The 12,687-nt window shown below is 42.9% G+C and carries 10 protein-coding genes; 2 read left to right on the top strand and 8 right to left on the bottom strand.

Going from position 1 to position 12,687, the window contains the following annotated elements:
• Positions 1-4: 4 nt before the first annotated feature.
• The 5 genes from IGJ26_RS00985 to IGJ26_RS00965 form a co-directional block, all read right to left on the bottom strand.
• On the bottom strand, positions 5-433 hold the full coding sequence (locus IGJ26_RS00985; protein WP_005232643.1) for a MarR family winged helix-turn-helix transcriptional regulator: 429 nt from the start codon (positions 431-433) through the stop codon (positions 5-7).
• Positions 434-732: 299 nt separating this feature from the next.
• On the bottom strand, positions 733-1,797 hold the full coding sequence (locus IGJ26_RS00980) for a bifunctional transcriptional activator/DNA repair enzyme AdaA (RefSeq protein WP_194199359.1): 1,065 nt from the start codon (positions 1,795-1,797) through the stop codon (positions 733-735).
• Between the two features lie 296 nt (positions 1,798-2,093).
• Positions 2,094-2,606, bottom strand: coding sequence for a glycosyl-4,4'-diaponeurosporenoate acyltransferase (locus tag IGJ26_RS00975; protein WP_429960323.1), 513 nt, complete (start codon positions 2,604-2,606; stop codon positions 2,094-2,096).
• Between the two features lie 12 nt (positions 2,607-2,618).
• Positions 2,619-3,725 carry a glycosyltransferase gene (locus tag IGJ26_RS00970; protein WP_429960322.1) on the bottom strand — a complete coding sequence of 369 codons (1,107 nt, stop codon included), beginning with the start codon at positions 3,723-3,725 and terminating at the stop codon, positions 2,619-2,621.
• An 11-nt stretch (positions 3,726-3,736) separates the two neighbouring features.
• Positions 3,737-5,224, bottom strand: coding sequence for a phytoene desaturase family protein (locus IGJ26_RS00965; protein WP_194199362.1), 1,488 nt, complete (start codon positions 5,222-5,224; stop codon positions 3,737-3,739).
• 553 nt (positions 5,225-5,777) lie between these two features.
• On the opposite strand from IGJ26_RS00965, the gene IGJ26_RS00960 reads away from it, so the two are divergent.
• Entirely contained in the window at positions 5,778-6,155 is a 378-nt protein-coding gene (locus IGJ26_RS00960; protein ID WP_005232663.1) for a DUF7006 family protein, read from the top strand.
• A 232-nt stretch (positions 6,156-6,387) separates the two neighbouring features.
• On the opposite strand, the gene IGJ26_RS00955 is transcribed toward IGJ26_RS00960, so the two are convergent.
• The 3 genes from IGJ26_RS00955 to IGJ26_RS00945 all read right to left on the bottom strand — a co-directional run bounded on the left by IGJ26_RS00955 (position 6,388) and on the right by IGJ26_RS00945 (position 10,600).
• Complete coding sequence (locus IGJ26_RS00955) at positions 6,388-7,881, bottom strand: helix-turn-helix domain-containing protein (protein WP_223347152.1); 1,494 nt, start codon at positions 7,879-7,881, stop codon at positions 6,388-6,390.
• A 289-nt stretch (positions 7,882-8,170) separates the two neighbouring features.
• Positions 8,171-8,575, bottom strand: coding sequence for a hypothetical protein (locus tag IGJ26_RS00950; protein WP_061053586.1), 405 nt, complete (start codon positions 8,573-8,575; stop codon positions 8,171-8,173).
• Between the two features lie 495 nt (positions 8,576-9,070).
• Entirely contained in the window at positions 9,071-10,600 is a 1,530-nt protein-coding gene (locus IGJ26_RS00945; RefSeq protein ID WP_016619569.1) for a peptidoglycan DD-metalloendopeptidase family protein, read from the bottom strand.
• 591 nt (positions 10,601-11,191) lie between these two features.
• Between IGJ26_RS00945 and IGJ26_RS00940 the strand changes: the two genes are divergently transcribed.
• Positions 11,192-12,685: a helix-turn-helix domain-containing protein gene (locus tag IGJ26_RS00940; RefSeq protein WP_077453056.1), complete on the top strand. Its 1,494-nt coding sequence runs from the start codon at positions 11,192-11,194 to the stop codon at positions 12,683-12,685.
• Positions 12,686-12,687 lie beyond the last annotated feature (2 nt).

Here is a 12,687-nt window from a genome sequence, read left to right as displayed (position 1 = left end):
TTCCTCATTTCTGATCGTAAGTTATTTTTCGTAAAATTGTTTTTAATTGTTGCAATTCTTCACTGCTGAGTTCGGAAAAACTCGCCGCAATCTTTTGTGCATGACTGGGAAAAATTTTCTCCATCAATGCCCTGCCTGCTTCCGTAATCCTGACGTAAGTTACTCGTTGATCTTCTTGGCTAGGTTCCCGGCGCACGCAGCCTTTTTTGACTAATTGATCGACTACATAGGTTGTCGAGCTGCTGGCGATCAAAATTTTTTCCTTGATGGCTTGCGTCGTATGGGTGCCTTTATGGTAAAGCAATTCCAGTACAGAAAACTCTGTGATATTTAAGCCATAACAACGAACATCTTTTTTTGCCACTTGTTCCAAACGACTCGCCGTACGCAGCAAACCGATGTACGCTTTGAGCGCTTCTTCTTGATGCGCCATTTTCCTCACCTCTTTATTTCGAATTCGAGATAATCATAACTTACTTTTTGTAAGTTGTAAAAAGATATGCTTTGGTTGTTTAAGAAAATCATTCAATGCTTATTTTTATAGAGGTTAAGAACGGTTAGACACTAACGAAGGTCTCACCTTTTCTCTATGTCCCCTTCAAATCTAATAAAAAACGAAACTCATGAAAGGTTCCATGAGTTCCGCTAAATATATATTTTACTGAAGAGGATTCGATCCATTCCATGTACTGATCGATGAAGCGCTGATTCCCACGCATAGTTATCTCTTTTTCAAATCTTTACAGTCGGCTGGACCTGCTTTTCCAAAGCCAGCAACCACTTTTTGCGTTCGACACCGCCGCCATAGCCGCCGATGCTGCCATCGCTATTGATGACGCGGTGGCATGGAACGATCAACGCCAATTGATTTTTTCCGTTGGCATTGGCAACAGCTCGGGTGGCTTTTTCATTGCCGATTCGCTGTGCCAATTGTTTGTAAGAGTATGTTTCTCCGATCTTCATCGCCAACAGCTGCTGCCAGACGGCTTTTTGAAAATCAGAGCCGATCAATGCGATGGGTACCGTGAAGGCAGTTCGATTCCCTTCAAAATATTCCGTCAATTCTTGCTTGAGTTGCTGAATGATTGCTGTTTGCTGGGGAATAATCACTGCATTCAAACGGCTTCTCAAAACAGCGATCTCCGTTTCTAGCCCTCTGCGATCCACGAATTCTAACAAGTAAAGCTGCTGCTGGTCGCTGATTGCCAGCATCGATCCCAGCTTGGTCTCAAGCCAAGCAGAAGAAAGAATCGTTTTTTCACGGCTGTTGGAAGGCAATTCCCCCATAATCCGGGAAAACGCATCTCGAAAGCCGTTGCCAGAATCGAAGCCGGCTTCTAATTGTGCTTGGATCAGCGGTTCTCCTTCACGAATCTGCTTGAACGCTAACCCTAAACGGCGTGCACGGGAATATTCGATAAAGGTCATGCCAAAATATTTTTTAAATTGTCGACGTGCAGTATTGGGATGGATCGCTAGCACTTCAAAATCTTTGTCGGTCCACTTTTTCTCCGGGTTGCTCTCCACCGCTTCCACAAGGCTTTTCACGTCAGGGGATAAGTGGCTAGGTGAGCTGAGCGGGCGACATCGTTTGCAGGGACGATACGCCGCCAGCAACGCTTCTTGTGCCGTCTGAAAAAACTCGCAGTTTTTCTTGAGCGGTTTTTTCGCTGGACAGGTAGGACGGCAAAAGACGCCGGTGGTTTTTACTCCAACGTAAAAAATCCCTTCATATTGGGAATTTTTTTCAATCAGCATGTCGTAATAGTGGTCCCGTTGACGGCTATCTTCAATCATCTTGCGCATCCCTCCTTCTTTTCTATACTTACAAAAATACTTTGTGCTTGTCCAAACACACGACCAACCAATGCAGCAGCCTGCAAAGGCAGGTCGAAAATTTGCCCACATCCTTCTGATGACATACGATCACCCTTTCCTCTGAATGACCTTAGTGTACAAAGAATGGTCTTGACGCATCCCATAAAAATTAACACCAATTTTTTAAAAAGGATCGAAGGCAGTTATCCTCCGATCCTTTTGATTTCCCGTTTGCCTATTTTTCGGCGAATCTTAAAAGCAACGCCTACATGAACCTAGACCGTCGCCTTCTGCTTGACTTGCAGGGCACTTTTTTTCAGCAAGACTCGCTCCAAACGGGGGCGATTGTAGCGTTGGATCATGATGAATGGGCAGTTTGCCAATAACGCATAGGCGATCATCACCCAGCCCGCCCACGTAGGATTCCAGAGGAAAAAGAACGGTGCTGGAACCATCAGCAGCCAATGGGTCAGCTCTGCTCGGCGTGTTTCGATGACGAATTTTTCCAGATAGTCCTTTTGTTGCTGAGCCAAGCGAGATTTGTCAAAGCTTTTTTTGGCAATCACAGTGCCGTCGGGCAATTTGTCTTTCCACTGACGAATACGAAATACCTCCGCCCAGATTCTGCCGCCTTTTTCAAAGGCAAAAGAACGGAACCAGTTGGCATGACGTTCAAAAAAAGCATCACTGACTTTGCGCAAGCCAAACGAGATGCCTAGATGAAACAGCAGCCAAGCCAAGCTGTCTGTAATGAGCAAGAGCAGTGGAGATAAGGTGATCAGCGGCATGTGCATCGCCTCCTATAAATTGATTTTTCGTCCTTTCCAGGTCACGGATTTCAACAAATGGGTTTGGATCCATGACCAACCAAATAAGCCTAGGAAAAAAAGAAAGTAACATGGGAAAAAAAGCAGCAAGACTCGGTTGAAGTTGCCGACACGGCGAGCAAAGCACAGAGTTTGTCCAAAATAAGCAGCATAAAAAAGCAGTCCTAGCCAAAGCGGTTCCATCAGAAACGGTGGCGCCAGTACCCCAATGCCGCCGCTGATCCACAAGATGACACCCGCCATGATCAAAGGGTGAGTGAATTGCGAAGCAGTGGCAAAGTCCTTCGTCCAGCCTTGAACAAGTTGACGAACACCAGCTGGATACATCCGAAAGGCCAACAGGTCTTTTCCACCATACAAGGTTATCGGCAAGCGTTTTTTCTTAAAGCGTCTCGCTAATGCTAGATCATCTAAGATTCCTTGTGGCATGTCCTGATGCCCATTGGCTTGAAGGTACGATGTTTTGCTGCACAAGATACACGGACCAAAGGCGCCGCCGGCTGAGAGTTTTTCGCCTACGATAGAAAAGCGGTTCAACCCGACAGGTAAGATGACATTAAAGACGGCAGATAGTTGTTCATACAGGCGCTTCGTTTGATGATAGGGCTGCACCGAGAGCAGGCCTTGTCCCGATCGCTCCTCATACGCAGCGAAAAGGCGCTCTAAGCCATCTTCTGCTAGAAAGAAGGTATCGGCATCCAAAAATAATAGATACTTGCCCACCGCTTGTGAGGCGCCTAACCAGCAAGCCGCCGCTTTCCCAGCAGAATCAGCAGCGGTTTGCAAGACCGTCGCACCGAAGCGCTTGGCACAGGCGATCGTCTCGTCTTCCGATCCGTCATCAACCACCAAAATCTCCACAGGATAAAGGGTTTGCTGCTGCAAGGATGCCAACAATTGCGGCAAATTTTCTGCTTCATTGCGGGCGGGGATGATGATCGACAATTCTGCCCTCTCCTTCAAGTCTTTGGATGCGGCTGTCTCCTTGCGGGTGGGTATCGTCGGCAGGCGGAAAAAAATCAGCCAGCCTGCCAGCCAAGCAGCGCAAATACCAGCGAGCAGCAGGTACACAGTCATCATCCTTTCTTGTCTTAGTGTTCTCTTTTGGTGATCATCTCACTGACTTGCTGGCCACTAAGGGTCACCATCGGCATGCCGGCACCGGGATTGACCGTACCGCCAACGAAGTACAGATTTTCGTAGCGTTCGCTGTGTTTCGGGTGTTTAAAGCCATGATTTTTCTTGCGATTAGAGACTGTGCCGTAGATGGCGCCGCGATGTGACAAATAATTCTTTTGGATGTCTTCGGGTGTCCAGCGGTCTTCATACACGATGTGCTTGCGTAGATCCGTTAAGCCCATGTTTTCCAGCTTGATCAAGATCCGTTCACGAAAGGCATCGTATTCCGCTTCCGTAAAGGGTTTATCCTGCAAATAAGGGATATGGGGCAGGATTTTGATGTTCTCATGCCCTGCCACTGTTTGCGAAGGATCGGTTTTGTTGGCATTGACCAAATAGATCGTTGGGTCTTCCGGCAGCTGATGCTGATGGAAATTTTGATCAAAGTTTTCTTTTGAGGCATTGGAAAAGAAAAAGTTGTGGTGCGCCAGTTGCGGATAGGAGGTTTTGACCCCTAAGTGCAAGACAAAGCCAGAACTTGCTGGTTCAAATTTTTCTTCCAGTTTTCGAGTAAAGGTCGGCGCTTCTTCTAACAGCTCTTCATAAGCCGGGATCACTTCCATGTTGGAAACAAAATAGTCGGCTTCGATCAACGTACCATCATCCAAACGAGCGGCACGGATTTGTTCTTGTTCAACGATCAATTTTTCCACTTTATGTCCCGTATGGAAGGTCACACCGATCTCTTTTGCTAAGCGAACGATGCCTTCGGCTAACCGATGCATCCCGCCTGGCACGTACCAGACACCTTGGGCATGCTGCATGTAGATCATCATGTTCAAGACGGCTGGGGCGTCATAAGGAGACGAGCCGACATACTTGATAAAATAGCTCAGCATGTCTTGCAGCTGCGGATTGCTGACACGTTTTTGAATGGCATCATGCATGGAAGAGAAATAATCAAAGCCTTTCAGCGCTTTGATCACGCCGTGATACTTCAAGATTTCTTTCGTGGTATCTAAGCCTTTCTCGAAATAGCCTTTTTCCGTGATATCATAAATCTTTTGCGCATAGTCCAAAAAGTCTTGGTACTCTGCCATGTCTTTTTCCGACAAGTGGGGGTTTTCCTTTGCCATGCGGGCAAGATCGCCATAGAGATCAATCTTGGTGCCGTCGGGGAAAAAGGAGCGCCATTCCAATGGCAATCGGCGAATCGCAACATAATCCGCCATATCGCGATTGCTGCCAGTAAATAATTTTTCAAAAATCTGCGGCATCGTCAAAATCGAAGGACCTAAGTCAAAGCCGAAGCCGTTTGTTTCCAGTCGGTTCAATTTGCCACCTAAATGGTGATTTTTTTCATATAATGATACATCAAAGCCATTTTGGGCTAATGAGACCGCCGCTGATAGACCACCAAGTCCGCCGCCGATCACTACAACTGTTTTTTTCTCATTCATTGAGTCGCTCCTCGTTTGCTTTAATAAACGTCCCTATTTAGCCAATTCTTTTCACCGAAACAGACGGTTGCGTCTCACTGCAACTGCGTGTCTTCGCACTATTTTGGCATTGGCCACTTGAATCAAAGGATCGTTTTTCTAGATAATTCTATAGTATCACACCTTTGAAAAAATGACGGGGATGAGCCTACCGGTCAACTGATGCTGTTTTTTCTCAACCATGATTTCAGCGAATGAAAAAACAACCTGCTGGAAAAGAAAGGAAACCCAGTCATTTCGTCCATTCCGAAAATATTCTTTTTATAACAACAATTATCAGAATAGTTGAACATTTTTGACGTTAATACCAGCGAAAACAAATCTTCGTATGGTTACGAAAAAACGCGTTTGAGCCAATTTGGAATATCCTGTACATTGAATGTAGCGAAAGTCCTTCCCCCAATCATTAAAAAAAAACAAAAGGGCCTTCTCAGTAAGACATTGCTTAACAGTGACTCTTTTTGATAATGACAAGTATTGTCACCTTTTCCTAACACTTATAAGGAGTATTGATATGAACTTAAAAACGATCCAATCAGCCGAAGAATATGTAAACTTTTTTGACGTAGAATTTATCCACTCTCCCTGTTCTTATACACACCCAAAAATCTTTAATTTTTATCTCTCTTTGCGCCAACGATTCTTGGCGATCTATGAACAAGACGAGGGTACTTTTTTCGAAAAAATGTCGTTGCTCTTAGATATCGACGCACAGCTGCAAATACTAAAAGAACTTTATGTTTTAAAAATTTCTTCTCTAAACGAGTATACGGAAGAAGAGATCATTCAGCTGACGGTCAAAGACAAAACCTGTTTCTATCGGGAATTGACCGGTCTTCAGCTAAACCAAAAGGCGCCTTGGAGTTTGATTTACTTAAGTGAAGCCCAATGATTTCGCCCACATTGATCGATTGAATTGAAAACCGCTGGTTCCAAAGGCTTGCATCCGTACCTGATGCACTCCCCACTTCCCCTCCCCACACTCCTGCACAGTTGCGGAGAGTCAAGCCATTAAAAAAGAAAGCATCTTTCCTTCTCACTGTCTAAGCAGTGAAGGAAAAATGCTTTCTTTTCATGTAAAAGGCCCTTTCTAGCAACTCTTTAGGTCAAAACAAAATGGGAAACTAGAAGAGGTCTTTTAGGGCAAATTGGCGGGTGACGTTAGGATTGATCCGTTCAAGCAGCCGATTCCAGTCAGAAGAAGAAGGGATCGTTTTGAAGACGATACATTCAACGATATCTCGAAATTCGGTCGCATGCTCGGCATAGTTCGTCACTAGCAGATCAATGGTATTTTGTTCTAAATACTGAGCATTGACTTCCCCTGAATCAGGATAAAAGACTTGATGGGATCGGCTAAAATAGCGGTTGGACCAGCCCTCAATGTACTGAACGATATTGTTATTTCCTTCAAAGATAAAGGCGATATTTTTTCGGGGAAACCAATGACGTTCTCGAACAGATTCGATAAAAATCACTAAGTTTGCACAAAAATCCGTCAGATACTCCACAGAATAAAGGGTGTGGTACTCGCAACTACTTTCTAAAAACTCTCGGTAAGCAGCAAACTCCTTAGAAAAAGTTTTCTTAATAAACGCATTCACATCATAAATATTACGATTGGCCGAAGTGGATAAGCACTCCTTCAATTTGGCAGAAGTAAAAAAGGATTCGATCAGAATCTGATCTTCCTTAGGCTTTTTCGACGATACATTCAACATCTGATAAAACTCGTTGGTCAACGTGCGAATCTCGGTCCAATGATTATAAGAAAGACAAAACTTTTGTTCGACGATCACATTTTGCAGTTTTTTCTTTGTGATAATACTAACAAACAAAAAGATAAGTTCATCGTTCGTCAATCGACATTGAAAGTACTTTTCAATAATGCCATTGATTCGCTGAAAGTGCATCAGCTGAATACTGTGTCGCAAGGCGTGGTACAATTCGTCGTTGATTTGCACAGTTTTGCCTTGCATAAATCGCTCAAGCGAAATATAGAGTAGATACGTATATTGTGAAAACGAAACAGTGTGATAACTATTTTTGTCAAACATCCTGCCGATTTCCGTTACTGCCTGTTGGACCGCAGCTGGCGGAAAGACAGTATGGGGTGTGCTATCCGTTTCATAGAAAAAGGTACAGAAGAAATTGCGGATATCTGCTTCTTGTCCAACGATATTCAGGGGATCTAGTGCTAGTTGGAGATCAAAGCGTGCCAGTTGTTCATGAATGCGCTGCAAGTATTTTGATAAGGTACTCTTGGATAAAAACAAGCAGTCCGCCCACTCATCGATCGTCTTTAACTCTCCAATAAAAATATTTTCCAATAAAATAAAGAGCGGTTCATTCGCTAAAAGCGAAGCTTTTTTCTTTTCATACTGTGAATAATCAAATAGTTCAAACGAATAGCCTTGATTGGTGGAAGTGATCAGGATCAACCCACAGAAATAATCATTAATCTGACTGATGTCTTTGCCAATCGTCCTTGTAGTACTACTTGTTACTTCAGCCAAATGGCTGGCACTGCAAATTTCATTTTTTTCAAATTCACTTAGAATCTGCAGCCATCGGACGGTCGATTTGCTTGTGACAAAACTCAATTGAAAATTTTTCAAACATAAGCTCCTTACTAAGAATTTCTTTTTTGCGGCTAATTTACGCATGAAAGGCGCCTAAGCAGTCTCATTATATCGGTTTTCATCCTACATAAAAAATCGGTTTTTTCATAGACTGATGAAAAAAAGCGTTGTGTCCAGACTACTGTCTTATAACAATTATTTTATCGGCTATTAAAAATAGTGCAAGGATTTCGCTTTTGCTTTCATCAGATTCTGCTTAAGAAATAAGAAAATTCTTTGTATCATTTGCTTCATTTTGAAAAAAAGCTGCTATGTTGAAAATCACCTATGTTTTCTTTATTTGTCTAAATGTGTCTGTCATGATGTTTAAAAGCTGTTCATATTGCGTTTCTTGACTTACTTTTTTCATCTGCACGTTAAAGTCCTGTTCAATAAATTGTTTGGGTATCAACTGATCCATTTCTATTTTTGAAAGCCTCTCGGTACATTCCGCTAACAGTTGGTAATCCTTTACGAGTGTTTGCGGCAGCTTGTATGTTTGTGTAAAAAAGGAATAGCTCGCATTCTTTTGAATCGTTAGTGCCACCTGCTTTTGAATCAAATAGTGTAATTTTTCTAATTGCTTATCTGTGACGGATCGTTCACCGTTTTGTTCAAATAATTGACAGTAATAGTCTAAAAATTCGCTATTGGCCATCACTGCCTCAAAATCCGTTTTATTTATTCTCATAAAATGTTCCCCTCTTTTTTTATTTTATGCATCACTGTGTAAAACATTCTTTTCGTTTAACAGAAAAAAAGAGCAGCTCATTTATCTCTTCTACTTTTTTATGGTTAATCATTTCTTGTTAGTTCTTTTCAACGATCAATACTGATTAGAAAAAAAGGAGTAGACTTATAATTGATGCACTTCCTGATTATTCGCTCCCCTACTTCGTTAGCAAGTTTTTATTCGTAGGGGTAACAACTGTAACGATTTTGCTTCTCCGCTCATCATCAATAGCATTCGAACCTACCATTTGTGCTGCTGGTTGACCGATCTGCTCACGCCAGTTTATGGGTTAGCAACTGTTACGGTTATGTGAAAATTATAAAGAATCTATGCACGATTTTTTTAAACATTTTTTCGGTTTTCATGAAAAAAAATTAAAATCGTTGCTCCCAAAAAATTGCTGGAAAAAGACAAAAAAAGAAAGTATCCACGATACTCTCTTTTCGGCAATCCTTATTTTGTTAAAAAAGCGATTGGATCGACCAATTTCGCTTGGCTCAAGCTAGGCGATGCACTGACTTCAAAGTGCAGGTGTGCGCCTGTGCTATTGCCCGTACTACCCATGAGCGCAATCGTTTCTCCTTGTTCCACTTGTTGACCAACCTTCACAAGGTTCTGTTGATTGTGAGCATAGAGTGTCGTCATCCCGTCCTCATGGAGAATCGCTACATAATTCCCCCAAGAAGGATGAACCTCTGAACGGATGACCGTTCCAGATTGACTCGCCATGATGGGTGTCCCAAACGCTGCGGCAAAGTCAACGCCCCGATGAAAGCTTCCCCAACGTGGGCCAAAAGTAGAAGTGACAACGGCTTTTTCAACAGGAAAAAGATACGTCTCACTTGCGGTCACATCAGGTTTTTTCTGATCATAACGGGTCAACGCATAGGCTTCGATCAATGCGGTCAGCTTTTGATCATACGCGGTATCAGTGGCATACCGACCAGTCAAATAATGGGCAGCTTCTTGATAAGAAGCCGCTTCTGATTTCCATACACCTTTATAAAAATCAGACTGCTGTCCGACCCCTTCTTTCAACAAACGAGCATAGTCCATCAATGACTCTTTGTACCCAGTATATTGGCGGAACGTTGCCGTGATTGTGTAGTGATTTCCCGAACCATCATCTTCTTGTGTCCGAAAGGCAACACCCTGTCCGTGATAGGTTCCTTTGATACCAAAGAGATTGAAGTACGGCGCCTGACTCAGTCTGCTTTGCCCGCCACCTGATTCTAAAATAGCCTGTGCAATCATGACAGAAGCGTACAAATCATTTTTCAAGCCAATTTCCCGAGCATCTTCGCCGATTTCTTGGATAAAATCCCACACTTCTTTTACTGGTGTGACTGTCAAGCTCGTTTCGCTACCTTGCTGCGTTATAGGATCGGATTGACTTGGCCCGCTTGGTGCTTGGGTACTTGGTGGCATGATTGGTGACACAGCCGCCGGTGTTTCTTGACTTGCTCCCCTATTTTCTTCTGGTGTCGGTTGCGTTTTTACAGGTTCTGACGGTTGGGGCTTCTCCGGCTGCGTCTCAGGTTTGGGCGCTTCAGGCTGTGTTGGTTTTTCTGGTTTCGGTGCTGGGGTTGGTTCTTCTGGCTGAGAAGGCTCTGGCTTACTCGGTAGTTCTGGCTCTGGTTTCGGCTCTGGGTTCGGCTCTGGTTTCGGTTCTGGCGTCGGTTGGGGATCTGGGGTTGGTTCTTCGGTTTGCTCTGTTCCCTCCGGCGCTGTCTCAGATCCTTCTGGTACACTTTCTACAGGTGCCGATCCTTGCTCCGAATCGGACACTTGTCCTTCCCCTGCTGGAGCAGTTTCTTCAACCGTCCCTGCTGTGCTGCTACTGTCACTTTCTTGTGCAGCTGTTTCTGATGTTTGGGCAACGATCGTACCTTCCGATGCAACAACCGCAGCTGAAACTGGCACACCAGCTAAAAGTTGTCCGCAAACCAAAAGAAGCGCTACCCCTTTTTGCGAATGCTTCATAGGCGATTTCCTTTCTCTCCTTTTTTCACTTAACAACCTCTATCAAAAAAACATGTTGTCATCCAAATAGTAAATAAATATCAATTCTCTTTTATTATACTACGCTTCGTTTTTTCGACTCAAGCAAATGACTCCCGTGCTTGTCAAAGAGAACGAGTTGTTGGAAGAATGGGTCTACTGGTAAAGGATCACGTTTTGCATCCAATTCGTTATCGAGTCTGGGTTGCAGCTTTTACTTTCTGTTGCCTAAGATCCTCTGGCGTCATCAGAAAAAAACACAGTTGTTCAAATGGGCAACTGCCAGTTGAAAAACTGTGTTTTTATCGTCTTTTCTTGCTTCATTAGCTTTTTATCTAGCGTTTGGAGCCTTTCTATTAGCGCTTCGTTTTCTCAAGTTTATGTATGATTTTTGGCAATTGGTTTCTCAGGTCCTTGCTATACTTACCGTGAACGATTGATATTCCCGGAGATGTTCTGCTGGTAGTCAGAGTCTTCAAGGCACTGTGGCAAGAACGCCTAACAGTTGAACGTTTCATTCTCTGTGTAAATGATTATGCTATAATTATTTAAACTTATTTTTCGGAGGCTGACATGAAAACATTTCAATTAAAATTCATGCGAAATCGTACGTTGATTCGCTGGCTGCAATTGTTGAATGAATTTGAGAAAAGTCCCTCCCGTACACTGGGAGAACTCGCTGAAGTGACCGAGAGCAGTACGCGTACGTTGATTACTGACATTGCTAGCTTGCGAGAGTATTTTAAAGGGGCTATGGCGATCCATACAGCAAAAATCGGGTATCTTTTTGAAGAAATCGATCATGATAGGTATCGAAAGCAAAAGCAAGAATTGATAAAAGATGAACCGATTTTCCAGATTTTAGAAAGTATTTTTTATGATGAGCAGCAAACCCTCTTTAATTGGAGCTTAACGCTTAATATTTCTGAACAAGCGCTGATCAGCTACTTCCGGAAAATACAGCCATTTTTATCCCCTTTCGGTTTAAAAATCAAAACGGATCCCGTCTCTTTGGCAGGTTCGGAGATCGATATACGAAAATTTTTCTGTCTTTTTTACTACGAGTCTGACATTAATGTCCACACGTTATTTCCCTCGATCCATGTACAAGATGCAGTGATGGAAATCACTGACCTTTTGGAAACGAAGGCCTTACAGAGCTCTTCGTTTTCTTATTTTGCGTATATCCTTTATATTAGCGTGGAGCGCAGCAAACGCGGTTTACTTGCTGCCCCCTCTCCAGAACTAAGCGAGTTAGTTAAAAAAAATGGTTTACTTTCAAATTATGAGGACCTTAAAAAGATTATCCAGCGTTATTTTACCTTTGAGTTTCCTCAAGAAGAAGCAATCTATCTTTTGACTTGCATCATTTGTCGTCGCAAACTCAACACCGATCTAGAAACAAGCAAAGTGTTTTGTCTTAACTATAACCACTGGCCCGCGATCAAACAAATCACTGCTGATTTCTATGCCCAAAATCGCGGCAACAGCTTTGATGAACAAAAAGATTTGCTTTGGTTAGAGTCATTCTTCACTATTTTCAAGCTTCGTGAGTTGTTATCGCCAACGATGAACGTCAACATCGATGATTTGAATGCTTTCGTCAAAGAAAAATTTGCGGCTGAATATAAAAGAAATCGCCAGTTTTTGCTCTCACATCCTCTTGTGAAAACACTCTATTCTTTCGACCATTTGGATGATTTTTGTGCAAGTCTCACCTTCCACATGGAAGCCATCATTGAAGAGAATTGGGGCACACGGAGAACTATAGCTGTTATTTTTGAAGGTAACGAGTATGTTTGTGAGTACGCCGAAAGTATTATCCGAAAATATCTTGGCGTTTATCATGAAATGTACTACCCTGATTCAAACGAACTCTCCCACGAGTATTTAAAAGAAAAAAACATTAATTTTCTCATTACTAACTACTCCGAATACGCCACTGAATACTTACTGGATGTTGAAAGTGTCTTATTAAAATCAATACCCGACGCTGCCGATTGGAATTATCTTTTGAATCGAATCAATCCGAGAATTTTGCGGTTGGTCGTTCTTGATAATACGTAGTA

It is taken from the genome of Enterococcus sp. AZ095a (assembly GCF_050546735.1).
GTDB lineage: Bacteria > Bacillota > Bacilli > Lactobacillales > Enterococcaceae > Enterococcus_D > Enterococcus_D entomosocium.
Note: the sequence above shows the minus strand (reverse complement) of the source record. Positions and strands in the feature narration are given on the sequence as shown.

Excerpts from the sequence above, each read along its gene's own strand:
- IGJ26_RS00945 (WP_016619569.1), bottom strand. The coding sequence starts at position 10,600 with ATGAAGCATTCGCAAAAAGGGGTAGCGCTTCTTTTGGTTTGCGGACAA.
- IGJ26_RS00985 (WP_005232643.1), bottom strand. The coding sequence starts at position 433 with ATGGCGCATCAAGAAGAAGCGCTCAAAGCGTACATCGGTTTGCTGCGT.
- IGJ26_RS00980 (WP_194199359.1), bottom strand. The coding sequence starts at position 1,797 with ATGATTGAAGATAGCCGTCAACGGGACCACTATTACGACATGCTGATT.
- IGJ26_RS00970 (WP_429960322.1), bottom strand. The coding sequence starts at position 3,725 with ATGATGACTGTGTACCTGCTGCTCGCTGGTATTTGCGCTGCTTGGCTG.
- IGJ26_RS00950 (WP_061053586.1), bottom strand. The coding sequence starts at position 8,575 with ATGAGAATAAATAAAACGGATTTTGAGGCAGTGATGGCCAATAGCGAA.
- IGJ26_RS00975 (WP_429960323.1), bottom strand. The coding sequence starts at position 2,606 with ATGCCGCTGATCACCTTATCTCCACTGCTCTTGCTCATTACAGACAGC.
- IGJ26_RS00965 (WP_194199362.1), bottom strand. The coding sequence starts at position 5,224 with ATGAATGAGAAAAAAACAGTTGTAGTGATCGGCGGCGGACTTGGTGGT.
- IGJ26_RS00960 (WP_005232663.1), top strand. The coding sequence starts at position 5,778 with ATGAACTTAAAAACGATCCAATCAGCCGAAGAATATGTAAACTTTTTT.
- IGJ26_RS00940 (WP_077453056.1), top strand. The coding sequence starts at position 11,192 with ATGAAAACATTTCAATTAAAATTCATGCGAAATCGTACGTTGATTCGC.